Raw genomic sequence first — 21,972 nt, forward strand, 5'->3', positions numbered from 1 at the left:
GGTTTCATGTTGACCACGGGTTGGCGGTGTAGCAATTCGCGAAATCGGGTTTTGTTCGGTAATCGAACACAAAACTAACCATTCCGTACAAAGGGATTGATGAGGCGACTTTACCTGCGAATAATCGATCGTGCCAGGTACTGTCACAGTAGGTTTCCTGCGCCGTCGTCCCCTAACAACAAGGAAATCCCGCCATGCAGCGTTCGATTGCCACCGTGTCCTTGAGCGGCACCCTGCCGGAAAAGCTCGAAGCCATCGCCGCCGCCGGCTTCGACGGCGTCGAGATATTCGAGAACGACCTGCTTTACTACGCTGGCAGCCCGCGCCAGGTTCGCCAGATGTGCGCCGACCTGGGCATCGCCATCACCTTGTTCCAGCCGTTCCGTGATTTTGAAGGCTGCCGCCGCGAGCGCCTGCAGAAGAACGTCGACCGCGCCGAGCGCAAGTTCGACCTGATGCAGGAACTGGGTACCGACCTGGTGCTGGTGTGCAGCAACGTTCAGGCCGACGCCCTGGGCGACGAACAGCTGTTGGTGGACGACCTGCGCCTGTTGGCCGAGCATGCCGGCCAGCGGGGCCTGCGCATCGGTTATGAAGCCTTGGCCTGGGGCCGCCACGTCAATACCTACCAGCAGGTCTGGAACCTGGTGCGCCAAGCCGACCACCCGGCCCTCGGGGTGATTCTCGACAGCTTCCATACCTTGTCGCTCAAGGGCGACCCCAGCGCGATCCGCGACATCCCTGGCGACAAGATCTTCTTCGTGCAGATGGCCGACGCTCCGATCCTGGCCATGGATGTGCTGGAGTGGAGCCGGCATTTCCGCTGCTTCCCGGGGCAGGGCGAAATGGACCTGGCCGGCTTCCTCGCCCCAATCCTTACCACCGGCTATCGCGGCCCGCTGTCACTGGAAATCTTCAACGACGGCTTCCGCGCCGCGCCGCCTCGGCAGAACGCCGCCGACGGCTTGCGCTCGCTGCTGTACCTCGAAGAGCAGACCCGCCTGCGCCTGGAGCAGGAGGCCGTGGCGGTGGAGCCGGGCGTGCTGTTTACCCCGCCTGCGGCCAGCGCCTACGACGGCGTGGAATTCCTCGAGTTCGCCGTCGACGAGGCGGTGGGCGCACGCCTGAGCAGCTGGCTGAAACGCCTGGGCTTTGCCGATGCCGGCAAACACCGCAGCAAGGCCGTGCAGCTGCTGCGCCAGGGCGACATCAACATCGTCCTCAATGCCGAACCCTACTCGTTCGGCCACAACTTCTTCGAGGCGCACGGGCCTTCGTTGTGCGCCACGGCGTTGCGGGTCAAGGACCAGCAGGCTGCGCTGAAGCGCGCCACCGCCTTCCGTGGCCAGCCGTTCCGCGGCCTGGTCGGCCCCAATGAATGTGAAGTGCCTGCCGTGCGGGCACCCGATGGCAGCCTGTTGTACCTGGTAGAGCCGGGCAGCGCTGGCCAGACGTTGTACGACACCGACTTCAGCCTGGACAAAACCGCCAATGCCAGCGGTGGCCTGCGCCGTATCGACCACATGGCGCTGGCGCTGCCGGCCGAGTCGCTGGACAGCTGGGTACTGTTCTACAAGAGCCTGTTCGATTTCGCTGCCGACGACGAAGTGGTGCTGCCGGACCCTTACGGCCTGGTCAAGAGCCGTGCCCTGCGCAGCCAGTGCGGCACCCTGCGCCTGCCACTGAACATCTCCGAGAACCGCAACACGGCCATTGCCCATGCACTGTCCAGCTATCGCGGCTCGGGTGTGCATCACATCGCCTTCGATTGTGACGACATCTTCCGTGAAGTAGCGCGCGCCAAGCTGGCCGGTGTACCGCTGTTGGAGATTCCGCTCAATTACTACGACGACCTGGCAGCGCGTTTCGACTTCGACGACGAGTTCCTCAGCGAATTGGCGTACTACAACGTGCTGTACGACCGTGATGCCCAGGGTGGCGAGCTGTTCCACGTCTACACCGAACCGTTCGAGGAGCGTTTCTTCTTCGAGATCATCCAGCGCAAGGGTGGCTATGCCGGGTATGGCGCAGCCAACGTCGCCGTGCGCCTGGCGGCGATGGCCAAGGCCCGCAGCGGGGTGGCGCGCAAGCCGGTCCTGTAACTGCCTCAGAACTCATGTTTCATTGAGTCAGCAGGGGCGTGTGTCTGCACTCGTCGAAGATCCTTCGGCGTAGGCTCAACGCCCCTCGGCCACCATCAGCAGCGCCTGCGGCACCGCACTTTGCGGGTGCTGCGGCTCCTGCAGGCTGACCAGGCGCAGCCCGGCCATGTCCAATGCATTGAGCCAACTGGCCAGCGTGCGGAAATACCACGGCATCGGCCGCCAGGCCCCGGCAAACCCTGCGAACGACTCTTCCCGCCAGCCATCCTGATAATCGCCCGCTGCCACGCTCCAGGGGTGCAATGTCTGGATCACCAGAGCACCACCGGGTGCCAGCAAGCCCTTCAGTGCTGCCAGCAGTGCAATGATGTCCTGGTGCAGCAGCGCGAAATTGGCACAGATCAGGTCATAGTCACGGCCAACGTTGACGTCGCCCTCGGCTAGCTGGGCGTAGCTGGCAAGGTGCACCTGCGCGGACCCTGCCGCGCGTGCCGCGGCCACCAGAGTCTGATCGCCATCCACCCCGGCCGCCTCGATGCCGCGGTCGGCAAGTGCCCGCAGCAACCAGCCTTCACCACAGCCAAGGTCCAGCACGCGCTCGGGTTGGCGGCCCAGAATGGCCAGCAGGATGGCCTGGTCGGTAACCTGGCGGCGGCTCTCGATGGCGCCGCTGCGCACCGCGTCGATCCAGGCTTGGGCGTTGTGCTGCCAGCTGTGCAGCACGGTATCTTCGGGGTTGGGCATGAGGGTGTCCGCAGCAGTGGGTTGGTTCAAGCATAGGCCGCCATCGCGGCCCCTTGGGGGCTACACGCTGGCCGAGACATTGAACTTGATTTGCGCGCTGACGCTAATGTGGTGTTTCAGAAATACCAATCAAAGTTACTTACCCAGGACCCGTGCCGCACGGGCGACTGAGGCCAGAATGGCCGTGGCTTTTTTAAGGGGGGTTGTGGATGCCTTGAGACTGTATGCGGGGCCACCAGGTGCCTGGCTTGGCATTTTCAGCGCCTATCAGATCGAGCGCCGCCCGCGCGGCGCATCGCGACGCAAGGCCGCTCCTACATTTGTTTCGGGCCAATTATTCCTGGGGCATTGGCGCGCGGCCCCTTGGTGCCCCCTCAATATCGCGTCGTACAAACAAGGCGGTCGCGCGCAAATGCCACTGGCCTCACTGGCCCGAAACAAATGTAGGAGCGGCCTTGCGTCGCGATGCGCCGCGCGGGCGGCGCTCGATCTGCGCCCCACCTCCAAACCCAAGACAGGCACCTAGCCGCCATCACTTACTGACCATCAGTTCCGGCCCCAGGTAGTCGTTGACCAGCTCGATATCATCATCCCCCAGGCTGCCCACCGATGACGCCAGGCGCAGGCGCGACATCAGGTAGTTCAGCTTGGCCTCGAACAGGTCATGACGCGCGTCGAACAGCAGTTCTTCAGCGTTGAGCACATCCGAATTGGTGCTGGTACCACCCTCCTTGAAGCCCTTGCGCGTCGAGGTCAGCGAGCGTTCGTTGGACGCCACGGCCTTTTCCAGCGCCTGGATACGCATGGCCCCACTCTGCACGCCGCGGTACTCACGGGTGGTGCCCGAGATGACTTCCTGACGGGTGGCGTCGAGTTCGTCCAGTGCTTTCGAGCTGTTGGCGCTGGCCTGACGGGTCAGCGCGCTGGTGCTGCCGCCGCTGTACAGCGGGATGTTCAGTTCCAGCCCGATCGAGTTGTACTGGTTGCGCTGATTCAGCTCTGAAATCGACTGGCTGCTACCTGCGGTGTAGCCCGCCACAAAGTCCAGCGTCGGCCAATGCCCGGCCCTGGCCCGGTTGACCTCTTCTTCGGCAAGCTCATAGCTGTGCCGGCGTGCGTGAATCAGCGGGCTGTCGGCCTGGGCCTTGACCAGCCAGTCCTGCAGGTTGCCCGGTAGCAGTGGCGGGGTGCTGAAGCCCGGCTGCAGGGTGGTCAGCGATGCCGGGGTTTCACCGATGTATTCCTCAAGCGTGCGGCGGGCGTTGACCAGGTTGTCTTGCGCCTCGATCAGGTCGGCCTCGGCCAGGTCGCGACGGGCGACCGATTCGTCGATGTCGGTCACCGTACCGGCGCCCAGCTCCATCCGCCGCTTGGCCGAGGCAAGCTGCTCTTCGAAGGCGTTCAGCTTGGCCTTGGCCAGGGTGATGGTTTCGCTGGCCAGAAGTACATCGAAGTAGCTGTCGGCCAGGCGCACCGCAGCATCCTGGCTCTTGGCGTCGAACACCGCGACGCTGTAGTCGGCACGCTGCTCGCCCTGGCGGTATTCAGCCATTTTCTGCTTGTTGAACAGCGGCTGGCGCAGGCGCACGCTGGCGCCCTTGGAGTCGTAGTCCAGATCGTTCTCGAGGCTGTTCTGGTGCTGGGTGCCATTGACCTTGTTGTAGTAGGCCGTGGCATTGATCTGCGGCAGCAGGCCGGCTTGGCCAATGGCCCGGTTCTCCATGCCGGCTTGTTTTTCATGCTCGGCGGCGCGGTAGACAGGGCCTTGGTATTGCAACAGGTCCCAGGCTTGTTTCAGGTCCATGGCACTGGCCGGCAAGGACAACCCCAACAGGCACAACAACAGGCAGTGTCGGTTCATTTCATTGCTCCTTGAAAGCACTGTCCACGCGTTCGAGCATTGGCTTGAGCAGGTAACTGAGCAGGTTGCGCTCACCGGTCTTGATGGTGACGGTGGCGGGCATGCCGGGCCGTATGTGGTTGCTGCCCAACAGGCTCATGCCGGCGGGCGAGACGTCCACCTGGGCCAGGTAGAAGGGTTGCTTGCTCTCTTCATCAAGCAGGCGGTCGGCAGAGATGGTCTTCACCCGGCCAGGAATGTTCGGTGTCTGGGCGTGGTTGAAGGCCGGGAAGGCGATGTCCACGGCAAGGCCTGGGACCATCTTGTCGATGGCCTGAACCGGGATCATCGCGTCGACCTGCAACGGCTCGTCCAGCGGGACCACTTCCATCAGCTTGGCGCCGGGCTGGATCACCCCGCCCACCGTGGCGATGCCCAGCGCCTGGACCATGCCGTCGATGGGCGAGCGGATCACCGTGTGGGTCACTTCGTAGTCCAGCGCCCGCAGGCGGTCGGCCAGCGTGGTGTTTTCCTTGGCGGTGTCGGTCAGTTGCGATTCGACCTCTTTCAGGTAGTCGTGCTGGCGCTGCAGAATGCGCAGCTTGATCTCGGTGGTCTGGCTGCGCACCCGGGCGATATTGTTGAGGTTCTCGGCCTGGCCGGCGGACAGGTCGGCGTTGCTGCGTTCAAGTTCCAGCAGGCGGTTGCGTGGCACATACCCTTCGGCCGCCAGCACGCGGGTGCCTTGCAGTTCCTGGCCGAGGAAGTTGATCTGCGAGGCGCGGGCGCCATACACCTGCTGCAGGCCCTTGAGCTGCACGGCCGATGCCGCCAAGTTCTCTTCGAGGATGCTGATTTCGCCAGCCAGGCCGGCGCGGCGGGTATCGAGCAAGCGTTGCTGCAAGTCCATGGCGGCCAGCAGGCGCGGGTCAGTGCCGAAACGCGTGAGCAAGGCCGGGTCGAAGTTCACCGTGTCGCGGCTGTCGCGCTCGGCTTCCAGGCGGTTTTCCACGGTCTTGCTGACAATGTACTGGGCGCTAACTGCGCCTTGTTCGGCGACGGCGCGCAGGGCATCGAGGCGCACCAGTTCCTGGCCCTTTTTCACCACTTCGCCTTCGCGCACCAGGATCGCCTCCACGGTGCCGCCACTCAAGTGCTGCACCGCCTTGCGGTTGCTGGTGACCTTGACCGTGCCGGTGGCGACCACGCCGGCATCCAGCGGCGCCAGGCACGACCACAGCAGGAAGCCGCCGAAGCCGGCAACGACCAGCCATACACCCCAGCGCGCCGGTTTGCCGGCATCCAGGTCGATCAGGTTTTTCGCCTCGGCGGGGATCAACTCGGTAGGTTGGCTCATGTGCATGATCGGTCACTCCCGTACTTTTACCGACGCCAGCGGCGCCGCTGTGCCCGCCGGTATCACGCTGGCTTTACGCAGCGCAGCGAAGACTTCGTCGCGCGTGCCCAGCATCTGCACGCCGCCGTCACGCAGCATCAGCACTTTGTCGACGGCGCACAGCACGTTGGGCCGATGAGAAACCAGTATCACCGTGGCGCCACGCGCCTTGAGTTCAGCCAGGGCATCGACCAGGGCCTTTTCACCGACGTCGTCGAGGTTGGCGTTGGGTTCATCCAGCACCACCAGGTTGGGTTCGCCGTACAACGCACGGGCCAGGGCAATACGCTGCTTCTGGCCACCGGACAGTGGGCTGCCATCGGTACTCAGGCGGGTGTCGTAACCCTGCGGGAAACGCAGGATCATTTCGTGCACACCGGTGCTCTTGGCGGCGCGGATGACCGCCTCGCTGTCCACCTCGGCAAACCGCGCGATGTTGTCGGCGATGGTGCCTTCGAACAGCTCCACGTCCTGCGGCAGGTAGCCGAGCCAGGGGCCGAGTTCGCTTTTGTTCCAGTTGAAAATGTCGGCGCCGTCCAGGCGCACCTTGCCGGCTTGGGTCGGCCAGACGCCAACCAGCAGGCGGGCGAGGGTGGACTTGCCCGAGGCGGAGGGGCCGATGACGCCCAAGCTTTCGCCCGGCGCCAGGCTGAAACTGACCCCACGCAGAATGGTGGTGTTGGTGCCGGGGGCGCCGGCGAACACATTCTCCACGGCGAGCATGCCCACCGGCCGTTGCAGCGACATGCTCGGTGGCCGGCGTGGGTAGTCCTGCAGCAACTCGTTGAGCCGGCCCCAGGCCGTGCGGCAGCCGAGCAGTTGCTTCCAGGAGGCGATCACCTGTTCAACCGGCCCCAGCGCGCGGCCGGTGAGGATCGAACAGGCGATCATCATGCCCGGGGTGATCTTGCCTTCGATTGCCAGCAGCGCGCCGGTGCCGAGAATCAGCGATTGCAGGGTAATGCGCACAAAGCGCCCGGTACTGCTGATCAGGGCTGCACGGTCGGAGGCCAGGGTCTGCATCTGCAGGATGCGCAGGTGGCTCTGGTACCAGCGCTTGCTGATCGACGGCAGCATGCCCATGGCCTCGATGACTTCGGCGTTGCGCAGGTTGTTGTTGGCGTAGTTGGCGGAGGACAGTGCCGCGTGGTTGGCCTCGGCCAGCGGTTTGTGCGTGGCCTTTTCGGTGAGGTACGCCAGGCCCGCGAGGATCATCGAGCCGATCATCGTGACCAGCCCGAGCAGCGGGTGGATCAGGTAGCAGACCAGCAGGTAGATCGGCGTCCACGGCGCATCGAAGAAGGCGAACAGGCCATTGCCGGTCAGAAACTGGCGGACCTGCGCGAGGTCTTGCAGGGCCTGGGCCGGGTTGCCCCCGGCGCGGTTCAGGTTGCGCTCGAAGGCGGCGCTGAAGATGCGTTGGTTGAGGTCCATGTCCAGGCAATTGCCTACCCGGATCAACACCCGGGTGCGGATCATTTCCAGGGCGGACATCAGCAGGAACAGCCCCACCACCAGCAGGGTCAGCATCGTTAACGTGGTGATATTGCGGCTGACCAGGGCGCGGTCATAGACCTGGAGCATGTACACGGCTGGCGTCAACATCATGACGTTTATCACGCCGCTGAAGCCTGCCAGGGCGTAGAAGCTGCGGCGCAGGCGAAAAAGCGCCTCGGCCAATTCGGAACGGGTGCGCGGCTGCTTGTGCATCTGGGGCCTCCCTCTTCACAAAACCGGAGGCCGTTGCGGCGTCCCGGACAGCTCTAGCTGTGGCTTCTGATCGGCTCGCAGGCGGGTCGCTCTATAGGCGGGTTGTCCGAAAACGCTGCGTTGCTCCCACAAGCAGCAGCGTAGGTTGCAGAGAAATGTCTTGTAATATCATTTTGCTCTATAAATGCATTGAACTTCTCATAAGTCACGTAAAAACAGCGAGTTGCAACGCATTATCATCGAGGGTCATTTTTACGGCGGCTTATTGACAAGGTTTGACTCTACGACTTTAGTCTTGGTTATTCGGGCCCTGAATGGTTACCGGCAAGGCCGTACCTACAGGGATCGCGTTTGACCAGAAGTCATCGCCTGTACATCCCCGGAAAACCGAACCACGCACTGCGCACGTCAAACGACTGGGCGCGGGAAGGACCCTGTTGCCCCGCTTGTTTCTTCGATACATCGAGGGCAATTGAAATGGCCAATTTCAGCAAGTCGGACCTGGAGTTCATCCTCAAGCAGATCTTTATCGCCGAAGCCCACGCCAAGGGCGCCAACCTCATCGATCTGCTGCCCAATAGCCAGGTGCCGTTCGGCTTGCGCACCGTGGACGGCAGCTTCAACAACCTGGTGACCGGGCAAAGCGAGTTCGGCGCTGCCGACAACGCCTTCCTGCGCCTGCTCGACCCCGCCTACCGTGCGGCCTACGCCGGCACCGGCACGGTGGTCGACAGCCAGCCCCGCACCATCAGCAACCTGATCGTCGACCAGACCGCGAACAACCCCGCAGCGGTTGAGGCCAACGGTGGCGCCGCGCCGGTGATCAGCCCCGGCCTGGATGGCGTGTTCGGCACCGCCGACGACAAGCCTGTGTTTTTCATCCCCAACCAGTCGGCAGACGCGGGCCTGACCGCCGGCTTCAACGCCTGGATGACCTTCTTTGGCCAGTTCTTCGATCATGGCCTGGACCTGGTGACCAAAAGCGCCACCGACATCGTGTTCATCCCGCTGCAGCCCGATGACCCGTTGTTCGTGCCCAACAGCCCGACCAACTTCATGGTGCTGTCACGTGCCGTGCGCACGGCCGGCGCCGATGGCGTGGTCGGCACGGCCGACGACAGCCAGCCCAATACCACCTCGCCCTTCGTCGACCAGAGCCAGACCTACAGCTCGCACCCCTCGCACCAGGTGTTCCTGCGCGAGTACATGCTCAACGCCGCCGGCGACCCGATTGCCACCGGGCGCCTGATCACCAACCGTGACCTGGGCGCCGACGGCATATTCGGCACGGCCGACGACGGCGATGGCGAGAGTGGCGGCATGGCCACCTGGGCCGTGGTCAAGGCCCAGGCCCGCGACGTGCTCGGTATCAACCTGACCGATGCCGACGTGCATAACGTGCCGCTGCTGGCGACCGATGCCTATGGCAACTTCCTGCGGGGGCCCAACGGCATGCCGCAGGTGGTGATGCGCATCAGCAACGGCGCCGACGGTATTGCCGGGACTGCCGATGACGTGACCCAGTTGGTCGAAGGCAATCGCGCCGCGCCCATCAGCCTGGCCAACGCCGTGAGCACCGGGCATGCCTTCCTCGACGACATCGCCCACAACGCCGCGCCGGTGGTGGTCGGCGGCGTGCTGCAGGCCGACGCCGACAGCGACGTGGGCAATGCGCAGCCGGTGGGTGCAGGTGGCAACAACCTGACCTATGACAACGAACTGCTCGACGCCCACTACATCGCTGGTGACGGCCGGGTGAACGAGAACATCGGCCTGACCGCCGTGCACCACGTGTTCCACTCCGAGCACAACCGCCTGGTCCAGCAGTCCAAGGACACCATCCTTGCCGCGGGCGACCTGGCCTTCCTCAACGAGTGGCTGGTGGATGACGTTGCCGCGATACCGACCACACCCGGCGCTATCGCGGCCTTGGTGTGGGATGGCGAACGCCTGTTCCAGGCTGCCAAGGTCGGCACCGAGATGCAGTACCAACACCTGGTGTTCGAGGAGTTCGCACGCACCATTCAGCCGCAGATCGACGAATTTCTGGCGCCCAATGGCTATGACACCTCGATCAACCCGGCCATCCTCGCCGAGTTCGCCCACGTGGTGTACCGCTTCGGCCACTCGATGCTGACCGAAACCGTCGACCGCCTGGACCCTGAGTTCAACCCGATCCTCACCGACCCCAACAACCCCGATCAGCAGCTTGGCCTGATCGCCGCCTTCCTCAACCCATTGGCGTTCGCCGGCAGCGGGGCGACTGCGGATGAAGCGGCAGGGGCGATCATTCGTGGCGTGACGCGCCAGGTCGGCAACGAGATCGACGAGTTCGTCACCGAAGCGCTGCGCAACAACCTGCTGGGCCTGCCGCTCGACCTGCCGGCACTGAACCTGGCACGCGGGCGCGATACCGGCATCCCCACCCTGAACGAGGCCCGCCGTGAGTTCTGGGCCGCGACCGGCGACAGCCAGCTCAAGGCCTACATCAGCTGGGTCGACTTTGCCGACCACCTCAAGCACCCCGCATCGCTGGTCAACTTCATCGCCGCCTACGGTACCCATGCCTCGATCACCGGGGCGACCACCATGGAAGACAAACGCGCCGCCGCCATGGCCCTGGTGTTCGGGGGCGAGGGTGCGCCGACCGACCGCCTCGACTTCCTCAACGGCACCGGTGCCTGGGCCAACGTGACCCTGGCCGGCAAGGACGGGGTACTGGGCACTGCAGACGACGTGACCGGGGTGACCATCACCGGCGTTGACACCATCGACTTCTGGGTCGGTGGCCTGGCCGAGCAGAAGATGCCGTTCGGCGGCATGCTCGGGTCGAGCTTCAACTTCATCTTCGAAACCCAGATGGAGGCGCTGCAGAACGGCGACCGGTTCTACTACCTGTCGCGCATGGCGGGCACCAACTTCGGCACGGAGCTTGAAAACAACTCTTTCGCCAAGCTGATCATGCTCAACTCCGATGTCACCCACCTGTCCAACACCGTGTTCCTGACGCCCACCTTCACCCTCGAAGTGAACCAGGCCAACCAGTTCACCGGGCTGGGTGCCGACGGCAAGGCCGACCCGACTGGCGGCATCATGATCTACGGCCAGGAAATCGTGCCCCTGGTGATCCGCGACAACCCCGATACCGTGGGCGCCGACAGCAACTACCTGCACTACACCGGCCTGGATCATGTGGTGCTGGGGGGTACTGCAGGCAATGACATCATCATTTCCAGCGAAGGTGATGACACGCTCTACGGCGACGGCGGCAATGACCGCCTCGAAGGCGGCGCAGGCAACGATGCGGTGCTGGGCGGCGCGGGCGATGACATCATCACCGATTCGTTTGGCGACAACCGCCTGGAAGGCAACGCCGGCAACGACGTGATCGTCGCCGGCAGCATGGGCGTTGCCGGCAACCTGATCCTGGGCGGCGACGGCCAGGACTTCATCATCACCACCGAAGACATCAGCACCACCTTCGGCGGCCAGGGCGACGACTTCATCCTCGGCGCCAAGACCAACCTGCCACCCACCGGCAACGAGGGCGATGACTGGATCGAGAAGGGCACCCAGGACGGTGCGCCCGGCGACAACTTCGCGCCACTGCTGGGTGATGAAGTGATCGGCAACGACATCTTCGTCGGCGGCGGTGGCTTCGACGAGATGATCGGCGAAGGCGGTGATGACATCTTTGTCGGCAGCGATGCCCAGGACAAGATGGACGGCATGTCCGGCTTCGACTGGGTCACCTACAAGAATGACCAGGTCGGCGTGACCGTCGACCTGAGCCTGGCCGCACTGGCGCAGCCGCATGGGAACGCGCCGAACCAGAACGCCGGGGTGTTCAACCCGGTCGGCGCCTCGCCGGCCTCGATCCTCGACCGCTTTGCCGAAGTCGAAGGGTTGTCCGGTTCCAGGTTCGGCGACGTGCTCAAAGGTGACGACGTCGATGCAGTCACCATCCTCAACCACGGCGGAGCCACGGGCAGTGCGCTGACCAACGTGGCATTGATTCGCGGGCTGGAGCAATTCCTCGCCGATGCAGGTTTACCGACCACCGGCTTTGCCACCGGCAACATCATCCTGGGCGGCAACGGCAGCGACCTGATCGAGGGCCGTGGGGGCGATGACCTGATCGACGGTGACAAGTGGATCAACGTGCGGATCGCGGTGTACGCCGCCGACGACGTCAACCACACCGGGCCGGAAATCGCCAGCTTCGACAGCATGGTCGACATGATCCCGTTCATGCTCGACCGTACTTACAACCCCGGCCAGCTCAAGGCCGTGCGGGAAATTCTGCCGGGCAGCTCGACCGGTGGTGCAGCCTTCGATACCGCGGTGTTTTCCGGGCTTCAGGCCGACTACGTGGTCACCCAGAACACCCGCGGCACGGCCGATGTGGCGGACGATGTGTGGACGGTAACCGATACCGTCGGCAATGACGGCACCGACACTCTGCTGCATATCGAGCGCCTGCAATTCTCCGACGGCCAGCGCGTGCTGGTGGCGGGCGTGAACGCTCAGCCTACCGGCAGCCCGACCATCACCGACAGCAATGCCGGCGCGATCACCGTGGGCGACATGCTGACCGTGAGCATGGCCGGGGTGCTGGATGGCGACAACATTTCACCGACCAACCCACAAGGGCTGCTCAACAACACGTCGGTGTCCTACTACTGGCAGTTCGAGGCCGACCCGGGCAGCGGTGTGTTCGAAGACATCATCCTGTTGCCGGCCGGCGACCTGGCGTTCCAGAGCGCCGATGGCACCGCGTTCAAGGTCTCGCCGGACCTGGCCGGGTTGTCGCTGCGGGTCAAGGCGATCTACCAGGATGCCCACGGCACCACCGAAGTGCTGTTCTCGCAGCCCACTGCCGTAGTCGAAGCGGGCGCGCCCGTGGTACCAACTGCACCAACGCCGGTGGTCGATGCCAGCGAAGGGGGAGAGGGTCTGCACATGGTCCGCTCCGACCTGAACTTCATACTGGCCCAGATCAAGATTGCCGAGGCCGATGCTGCCGGGCAGGATATCCTCTCGCTGATACCTAACATCCGGGCGGCCATGGGTCTGCGGACGGTCGACGGCTCGAACAACAACCTGATGAACCTCAACGGTATCAACAACACCCAGTTCGGTGCTGCCGACAACGTCTTCCCACGGCTGACAGACCCGGTGTTCAACCCGGCCGAAGGCGCGCCGGCCGGCTTCTTCGGCCCTGGCTCGCCGGCCATTCCCGGGTCTTCCTATCAGCAGACCAGCGGAGCGGTGTTCGACTCGCAGCCGCGTACCATCAGCAACCTGATCGTCGACCAGACCTCGAACAACCCGGCAGCTTATGCCACGGCCTACGACCCAGGCGCGGACGGTGTGCTCAACTTCGGCACGCCGGGTAACGACGACGTGCTCAAGGATGGCGTACGGGTGGTCGCCAGCCCTGGCATGGATGGCCAGTTCGGTACCACTGACGATCGCGATGTCTACCTGTTCGAAAACACCACGGCGGATGCTGGGCTGTCTGCACCGTTCAATGCCTGGATGACTTTCTTCGGGCAGTTCTTCGACCACGGTCTGGACCTGCTAACCAAGGGGGGATCAGGCACGGTGTTTATTCCATTGCAACCGGATGACCCGCTCTACGTGCCTGGTGGCAACACCAATTTCATGGTGCTGACCCGCGCCACCAACCAGCCAGGGCCAGATGGTCTTCTCGGCACCGCCGACGATATCCGCGAGCACACCAACACCACCACGCCGTTCGTTGACCAGAACCAGACCTACAGCTCGCATCCCTCGCATCAGGTATTCCTGCGCGGCTACCAGATGACCGACCAGGGCCCCGTCGCCACTGGCCGGCTGATCACCAACCGTGACCTCGGTACCGATGGCAAGTTCGGCAGTGCGGACGACAGCGAAATTGGCGGCATGGCGACCTGGAAGGTGGTCAAGGCGCAGGCTAACGACCTGCTCGGCATTCACCTCACCGATGCCGACGTCGGGAATGTTCCGCTGTTGGCAACTGATGCCTATGGCAACTTCGTCAAAGGGCCCAATGGCTACCCGATGGTGGTGATGAAGGGCGCCGATGGGCTGGGCGGCACGGCGGATGACGTGCTGGTCGAAGGCAACCCGCTGGCGCCGATCGACCTGACCAATGCCGTGCGCACGGGCCACGAGTTCCTCGCCGACATCGCCCACAATGCCGTACCGGTGTTCAACGCTGGCGTGCTGGCGCCCGATGGCGATGCCCTGGTGGGCAACGCCGTGCCGGTCAACCCGCAGACAGGCGCCAACCTGGCCTACGACAACGAGCTGCTGGATGCGCATTACATCGCGGGCGATGGCCGGGTCAACGAAAACATCGGCCTGACCGCCGTGCACGCGATCTTCCACGCCGAGCACAACCGGCTGGTGGCGCAAACCATGGACACCGTGCTCGATGCCGGCGACGTGGCCTTCCTCAACGAGTGGCTGCTCAACCCGGTGACCGCACTGCCTGCCAGCCAGGCCGAGATCGATGCGCTGGTGTGGAATGGCGAGCGGTTGTTCCAGGCGGCCAAGTTCGGCACCGAGATGCAGTATCAGCACCTGGTGTTCGAGGAGTTCGCGCGCACCATCCAGCCTCGCGTCGACCTGTTCTTCGCCCCGACCCAGGTGTATGACGTCGACCTCGACGCCTCGATCGTTGCCGAGTTCGCGCACACCGTGTACCGCTTCGGCCACTCGATGTTGACCGAGACCGTCGACCGTTACGATATCGACTTCAACGTGGTCAAGGACCCGGCCAGTGCCAACCCCGAGCAGCAACTGGGCCTGATCGCCGCGTTCCTCAACCCATTGGCGTACGCCGCCAGTGGGGTCACGCCAGAGGATGCGACCAGTGCCATCGTGCGCGGGGTGACGCGCCAGGCCGGTAACGAAATTGACGAGTTCGTCACCGAGGCGCTGCGCAACAACCTGCTGGGCCTGCCGCTCGACCTGCCGGCGATCAACATCGCCCGTGGCCGCGATGTGGGGATTCCTTCGCTCAACGCCGTGCGCCGCGACATCTACGAGCAAACCGGCGATACCCAACTCAAGCCGTACACCAGTTGGGTCGATTTGGTGCAGCACCTCAAGCATGCGGAGTCGTTGATCAACTTCATTGCCGCCTACGGCACGCACAGCACCATCACCGGTGCAACCACCCTGGTGGACAAGCGCGCGGCAGCCATGGCGCTGGTGTTCGGAGGCGACGGAGCGCCGGCGGACCGCCTGGACTTCCTCAACGGCACTGGGGCCTGGGCCAACGTGACACTGCCCGGCAAGGATGGTGTGCTGGGCACTGCCGATGACCTGAGGGCTGTGACAGTGACCGGGGTCGATGCCATCGACCTGTGGATCGGTGGCCTGGCCGAAGCGAAAGCACCCTTCGGCGGCATGCTCGGCTCGACCTTCAACTTCGTGTTCGAAAACCAGATGGAAAAACTCCAGGACGGCGACCGCTTCTACTACCTGGAGCGCACCTCTGGCCTGTCGATGAATGCCGAGCTGGAAAGCAACTCGTTCGCCAAGCTGATCATGGCCAACACGTCGGCCACCCACTTGCCGGGCCTGGTGTTCTCGGACCCGGCGTTCTACCTCGAAGTGGACCGCAGCAAGCAGTTCAACGATGGCCTGGGCAATGCCGACCCGCTGGGCGATAACGGCCAGCAGGTGGTGTTCCGCGACAACCCGCTGACTGCAGGGCCCGACACCAACTACATCCGCTACGCCGGTGAAGAGCACATCGTGCTGGGCGGCAGCAACGGCGATGACATACTCGTCTCTGGCGGTGGCGACGACACGGTCTGGGGCGATGCCGGCAATGACCGCATCGAAGGCGGCAACGGCAACGACCAGCTGCGCGGCGGTGCCGGTGACGACATCATCAGCGACGTGGGCGGCGACGACAATATCCAGGGCGGCGACGGCAACGACGTGCTGCACGGCGGTAATGGCATCAACCTGATCATCGGTGGTTTTGGCAACGACTTCATCGTCACCGGTGAAGACGCCTCCGAAGCCATTGGCGGCCAGGGCAACGACTTCATCCTGGGTAGCAAGGCCAACGAACAGGACATGGGCAACGAAGGTGACGACTGGATCGAGAAGGGCACCTCGGACGGTGCGCCTGGCGACAACTTCGACCCGCTCGGCAACGACCCGGTGATCGGTAACGATGTGTTCATCGGCGGCAACGAGAACGACAAGTTCAACGGCGAAGGGGGCGACGACATCATGGTCGGCAGCCTCGGTTTCGGTGACCGCTATATCGGCGGCTCGGGCTACGACTGGGCGACCTTCAAGGGCCTCGCCCAAGGCGTGACCATCGACTACACCGACCGCTTCTTCGATGTGCCGCCGGTGCCGGGCTCGGGTGCTTCGGCACTGGTACGCTTCGACATCATGGAAGGCCTGTCGGGTTCGGCGCACGGTGACTTCCTGCGTGGCGACAATGAAGATGCCGCCTCGCTGCCCACCGCCGGTGCCACCGGCAGCGTGCTGACCAACATCAACCTGATCAACGGCCTGGCCGACCTGCTGGCTGCCGGTGCGACCTTCTACGACGGCGGCAACATCATCCTTGGCGGCAGCGGCAGCGACCTGCTTGAAGGGCGCGGCGGCGATGACATCCTCGACGGTGACAAGTGGCTCAACGTGCGCATCAGCGTGCGCGCCAACAGCGATGGCACCGGCCCGGAAATCGCCACGTTCGACAGCATGGAGCCGATGGTGCCGCTGATGCTCAACGGTACTTACAACCCGGGCCAGCTGGTGATCACCCGGGAGATTGTCAGCGGTACCGACAACTATGACACCGCCTTGTTCTCGGGGGTTGCGACCGACTACAGCGTCGTGGTCGATGGCAATGCGGTCATCGTCACCGACCTGGTGGCGGGGCGTGATGGTGTCGATCGGCTGACCGGCATCGAGCGGCTGCAGTTCTCTGACCGCGCCATTGCCTCTGGCGTCGGCACGGCCGTCAACGCCGACCCATCGGGCCACCTGGCGATCCTTGACGATGCCACGGGCGGGCGTGAGGACACACCGGTTGCCGGCCAGTTGCTGCGTGTCTCTGACTTGGCGGTGCACGATGCCGACAACGTCAGTGCGGCCAACCAGACGGGTGCGGTCAACGGGCCTGTGGCCTACTACTGGCAGGTCGAGCAACTGCCGGGCTCGGGTGTCTATGAGGACATCACCTTCGTCGCCGCAGGCGAAGCATCGCGGGCGATCGGCAGTACCTATCGGGTGACGGACGATGTGGCGGGGTTGAGCATTCGGGTGCGGGCGGTGTATCAGGATGCCAAGGGCACTCTGGAGATCGTCGACTCCGCGCCGAACAGCGCACCGAGCGCCGGGCCGGCCGTGACCGGGCTGCTGGTGCAGAACCAAACACTGACGGCCGACCCGGCGACCATCGTCGACGCCGACGGCCTGAGCAATCCGCAGTTCAGCTTCCAGTGGCAGTCGAACCGCGGTGTCGGTTGGGTCAACATCGCGGGCGCCATCGGCAGCACCTTCGTCCTGACCCAGGCGCAGGTGGGGCAGAACATGCGGGTGGTGGTCAGCTACGTGGATGACTTCGGCGTGCAAGAAAGCATTGCCTCCGACATCCTCGACCCGGTGGCCAACGCCAATGATGCACCGACCGGTGCGGTCCTGATCAGTGACACTACGCCGGATCAGGGGCAGGTACTGAGCGCGCTTACCGCAGGTATTGCCGACGTGGACGGGCTGGGAACGTTCAGCTTCCAGTGGCAGCAAGGCACGGGTACGACGTTTACCGACATCCTCGGTGCGACGGCTGCTACCTTCACCCCAGGCGCGGCGCAGGCCGATCTTCAACTGCGCGTGGTCGTACGCTACACCGACGGCTTCGGCACCCTTGAATCGGTGAGCTCTGCGGCGACGGCGGTGGTGCCGCGACTGATAGGAGTGGAGCTACTGGGCACACCGGGTGCCGACACCTTGACCGGTACCTCGGCCAATGACGTGCTCTCTGGGCTGGGCGGCAACGACACGCTCAACGGCCTGGCCGGCAACGATCAGTTGTTCGGCGGTGATGGCAACGACATTCTCGACGGTGGGCTCGGTGCGGATGCCATGAATGGCGGCGCCGGTAATGACACCTTTGTCGTCGACAACACCGGTGACACTGTCACCGAGGCAGTTGGCGGGGGCACCGACCTGGTGCAGACCAGCCTGGCAAGCTACACGCTCGGCGCCAACCTGGAGAACCTGAGCTTTATCGGCACCGGCAACTTCGTGGGTGTGGGTAATACCCTGGCCAACACCATCATTGGCGGGGCGGGTAACGACTTCCTCAACGGTGGCGCGGGTATCGACCAGTTGGTGGGCGGTGCCGGTAACGACAGCTATGTGGTCGATACGGCTGCGGACGTGCTGGTGGAACTGGCAGACGGTGGCACCGACCTTGTACGCACGACGATCACCAGCTACACGCTGGGCAGCAACCTGGAGAATCTGACCTACTTCGGCGCCGCCAACTTCGTCGGCACCGGCAACAGCCTGGACAACGTCATCACCGGTGGTTCAGGTAATGACACACTTACCGGCAACGCTGGCAACGACACACTTAACGGTGGGCTCGGTGCAGATACCCTGATTGGCGGTGCCGGTGACGACACCTTTGTCGTCGACAATGCCGCAGACATCGTCACTGAAGCGTTGGGCGGGGGTACCGACCTGGTGCGAACCAGCCTGGCGAGCTACACGCTCGCGGCCACCCTCGAGAACCTGAGCTTTACCGGCACAGGCAACTTCGTGGGGGTGGGTAATGGCGTGGCCAATACCATCGTCGGCGGCGCCGGCAATGACTTCCTCAATGGGGGGGCGGGTATCGACCAACTGGTGGGCGGCACCGGTAACGACAGCTATGTGATCGACAATGCCGGGGACGTGGTCGTGGAACTGGTAGGCGGCGGCACGGACGTCATACGCACGACGATCACCAGCTACACGCTGGGCGGCAACCTGGAGAACCTGACCTACTTCGGCGCCGCCAGCTTCACGGGGGTCGGTAACGCGCTGAACAACGTCATCACCAGCGGCTCGGGCAATGATGTGCTCAACGGTGGGCTCGGTGCAGACACCCTGATTGGCGGTCTCGGCAACGACACCTTCTTGGTCGACAACACCGGTGACATCGTTACCGAGGCAGCTGGAGGGGGTACCGACCTGGTGCAGACCAGCCTGGCAAGCTACACACTCGGCGCCAACCTCGAGAACCTCAGCTTTACCGGCACCGGCAACTTCGTGGGCGTGGGTAATACCGCTGCCAACACCATCCTCGGCGGGGCCGGCAACGACTTCCTCAACGGTGGTGCAGGTATCGACCAACTGGTGGGTGGCGCCGGTAACGACAGCTATGTGGTCGATACCGCCGCGGATGTGCTGGTAGAACTGGCAGGCGGCGGCACGGACCTCGTACGCACGACGATCACCAGCTACACGCTGGGCAGCAACCTGGAAAACCTGACCTACTTCGGCGCCGCCAACTTCACGGGTACCGGTAACGGCCTGGACAACGTCATCACCGGTGGTTCAGGTAATGACACCCTCAACGGTGGCGCAGGTAACGACCAACTGCTCGGTGGCGTTGGCAACGATACCCTGAACGGCGAGGACGACAACGACAGCCTCGATGGTGGCCTGGGCAATGACATCCTGAGCGGTGGGGCGGGCAACGACACGCTGTTCGGTGATGATGGCAACGACATCTTGTCAGGTGGTAGCGGCAGCGACTTCCTCAACGGCGCGATTGGCGATGACAGGGTCAACGGCGGCGCGGGTGATGACACGATGATCGCCAGCGATGGCAACGATACCTTCCAGTTCGGTGCGGGGTCTGGCGCCGACCTGATCATCAACTTCGATGCCAACCTGGTGGGCGGGCAGGACTTGCTGGATATCTCCGCGTTCAACATCACTGCGGCGACCTTCGCGGGCAACGTCACCATCGCCGATGTCGGTGCCGATACGCTGGTCAGCATTGGCGCTACCGACTCGATTCGCCTGGTAGGGGTTGCCGATGCCACGACTGTGACGGCAGCGGACTTCGTGCTGGCGGGGTGAGTCGCAAAGGTGAGGGCAAGGGATGCCCTCCAGGCTTGACATTGGGGCTGCTTCGCAGCCCATCGCGACGCAAGGCCGCTCCTACAAGAGATCGCATATTCCTGTAGGAGCGGCCTTGCGTCGCGATGGGCCGCAAAGCGGCCCCAACTCACTCCCGGTCTAACGCGGCATGCAGTCTCAGCTCTTCATCGATGAACGCCGCAATCATCGCCCGGTACACCCGTTCCACCACGTCGGGCGATGCCCCGGTATCACCGGCAATGGCACGCACTTTGGCAATCACCTGCTCGACCCGCGCCGGTGCGCGCACATCGTCGCGGGTCTTCTTAAAAGTCGCCGCCTGGGCGACCAGTTGGCCACGTTGGGCAAGCAGTGCGACCAGGTTCTGGTCGATGTGATCGATGCGCGAGCGAACGTCCTCGATCGAGGTGCAGCGTACGTCCATGTGGCGGGCTCCTTGAGGGTGTCGCAGCACAGTAGCACAGGCACGCTCGAATGCAGCTCAATGCCCCACCAGCTCACCCAGCAGCCGCTGCTTGTAAGCCTGCAACACGGTACTGTCACGTTCGCGCGGGTGCGGCAGGTCGATGCGCAGGTCTTCGCGGATTCTGCCCGGGTGGGCATCCATCACGATCACCCGGTCGCCCAGGTACAGCGCTTCCTCGATGTCATGGGTGACCATGATCACGGTGCAGCGCTCCTGCACCCAGATGCGTTGCAACTCCTGCTGCAACCTTACCCGGGTCAGGGCATCCAGGGCGCCCAGCGGCTCGTCCAGCAGCAGCACCTTGGGTTTGTTCACCAGCGCCCGGGCAATGGCCGCGCGCTGGGCCATGCCGCCGGATAGCTGGTGCGGGTAGGCCTGTTCGTAGCCGCTCAGGCCTACCAGGGCGATATGCTCAGCTACCAGGCGGTCCTTGTGTGTCGCCGGCATGGTGTGGTTCTTCAAGGCCAGGGCGATGTTCTGCTGCAGGGTCATCCACGGGAACAGGCGGTGGTCCTGGAACACGATGCCGCGTTCCAGGCCCGGCCCATGGACGGGCTGCTGGTCGAGCAGGATCTGCCCCTGGTAGGCTTGGTCGAGGCCGACGATCAGCCGCAGCAAGGTGGACTTGCCACAGCCACTGGCGCCGACAATGCTGACGAATTCGCCGGGCTGGATGTTCAGCTCGATGTCCTTGAGCACCTGCATCGGCTTGCCCTTGAGAGCGTAGCTTTTGCTCAGGCCGCGAATGCTCAGTGCGCCGTGGGTGGCGGTGGTGGGTAAAGCGTGGGCGATGGCGTTCATGATCGGGCCTTTCAACGGGTCGGGCGCCAGCGCAGCAGGCGGCGGGAGAGGAGGGTGCAGAGCCAGGACATCAGGTAGCCGCACAGGCCGATGCACAGCACGCAGACCACAATGATCTCCATGCGTGCGCCGGCCTCGGCGTTCATCATCAGGCTGCCAAGGCCTGCCCCCGAGGACAGGAACAGCTCGCTGCCCACCGAGGTCACCCAGGCGAACGCCAGCGCCTGCAAGACGCCGGCGGCGATGCCCGGCAAGGCGGCGGGCAACAGGATCAGGCGCAACTGCTGTGCGCGGCTGAGCATCAGCACCCGGGCCGCTTCGCGGTGCTGGCCCTCGACCTGGCGCAGGCTTTCGAAGGTGTTGAGCACCATCGGGTACAACGCCGCCAGGCTGACGATGAGCAGCTTGGCACTTTCGCCGTTGCCAAAGCACAAGGCGATCAACGGGATCCAGCCCAGCATCGGTACCTGGCGCAGGGCGTGGAACAGCGGCGCGATCAGGCGGTTGGCCGGTGCCGACAGGGCCATCAGCGCCCCCAAGCCGATGCCACCGACAATGCCCAGCGCCAGGCCTGTGCAGGTGCGCAGCAGGCTCGCCCACAGGTTGACCAGCAGCTCGCCGCTGCCCAGCACCTCGACCCAGGCCGCACCCACCTGGGCCAGCGGCACAAAGGCATAGGCGCCAGCGGCGTCCTGGCGCGAGGCATACTCCCACGCACCGAGCAGCAGCAATGGCAGCACCAGGCCACGAAGACTCTTCAGGTTCATCA

Annotated in this window: 9 protein-coding genes; 2 read left to right on the forward strand and 7 right to left on the reverse strand. The window is 64.0% G+C overall.

What is annotated here, in order from left to right:
• Window positions 1–194 precede the first annotated feature (194 nt).
• The gene (gene quiC / locus PC358_RS01905) at window positions 195–2,102 is read left to right on the forward strand and encodes a 3-dehydroshikimate dehydratase QuiC (protein ID WP_033697125.1); all 1,908 of its coding nucleotides are present in this window, start codon (window positions 195–197) and stop codon (window positions 2,100–2,102) included.
• A 75-nt stretch (window positions 2,103–2,177) separates the two neighbouring features.
• Here quiC and PC358_RS01910 read toward each other — a convergent pair whose 3' ends face one another.
• The 4 genes from PC358_RS01910 to PC358_RS01925 form a co-directional block, all read right to left on the reverse strand.
• Window positions 2,178–2,846 (reverse strand): class I SAM-dependent methyltransferase, encoded by a 669-nt coding sequence (locus PC358_RS01910; protein ID WP_033697127.1) that lies wholly within the window; start codon window positions 2,844–2,846, stop codon window positions 2,178–2,180.
• A gap of 532 nt (window positions 2,847–3,378) precedes the next feature.
• Window positions 3,379–4,707: a TolC family outer membrane protein gene (locus PC358_RS01915; RefSeq protein ID WP_033697129.1), complete on the reverse strand. Its 1,329-nt coding sequence runs from the start codon at window positions 4,705–4,707 to the stop codon at window positions 3,379–3,381.
• A gap of 1 nt (window position 4,708) precedes the next feature.
• Window positions 4,709–6,049 (reverse strand): HlyD family type I secretion periplasmic adaptor subunit, encoded by a 1,341-nt coding sequence (locus PC358_RS01920; RefSeq protein WP_050506031.1) that lies wholly within the window; start codon window positions 6,047–6,049, stop codon window positions 4,709–4,711.
• Between the two features lie 6 nt (window positions 6,050–6,055).
• A complete protein-coding gene (locus PC358_RS01925) occupies window positions 6,056–7,792 on the reverse strand; it encodes a type I secretion system permease/ATPase (RefSeq protein ID WP_033697131.1) in 1,737 nt (578 codons plus the stop codon).
• A 477-nt stretch (window positions 7,793–8,269) separates the two neighbouring features.
• Here PC358_RS01925 and PC358_RS01930 point away from each other — a divergent pair, with 477 nt between their 5' ends.
• The gene (locus PC358_RS01930) at window positions 8,270–19,915 is read left to right on the forward strand and encodes a peroxidase family protein (RefSeq protein WP_081874699.1); all 11,646 of its coding nucleotides are present in this window, start codon (window positions 8,270–8,272) and stop codon (window positions 19,913–19,915) included.
• Window positions 19,916–20,063: 148 nt separating this feature from the next.
• Here the strand turns inward: PC358_RS01930 and PC358_RS01935 are convergent, their stop codons facing one another.
• Genes PC358_RS01935 through PC358_RS01945 form a run of 3 tightly spaced genes read right to left on the reverse strand, consistent with a single transcriptional unit; the run spans window position 20,064 to window position 21,970 of the window.
• Window positions 20,064–20,360 (reverse strand): chorismate mutase, encoded by a 297-nt coding sequence (locus PC358_RS01935; protein ID WP_033697134.1) that lies wholly within the window; start codon window positions 20,358–20,360, stop codon window positions 20,064–20,066.
• 57 nt (window positions 20,361–20,417) lie between these two features.
• Entirely contained in the window at window positions 20,418–21,203 is a 786-nt protein-coding gene (locus tag PC358_RS01940) for an ABC transporter ATP-binding protein (protein WP_033697136.1), read from the reverse strand.
• Between the two features lie 11 nt (window positions 21,204–21,214).
• Complete coding sequence (locus PC358_RS01945; RefSeq protein WP_033697138.1) at window positions 21,215–21,970, reverse strand: ABC transporter permease; 756 nt, start codon at window positions 21,968–21,970, stop codon at window positions 21,215–21,217.
• Window positions 21,971–21,972 lie beyond the last annotated feature (2 nt).

It is taken from the genome of Pseudomonas capeferrum (assembly GCF_000731675.1).
In the GTDB taxonomy this organism is placed as follows: Bacteria; Pseudomonadota; Gammaproteobacteria; order Pseudomonadales; family Pseudomonadaceae; genus Aquipseudomonas; species Aquipseudomonas capeferrum.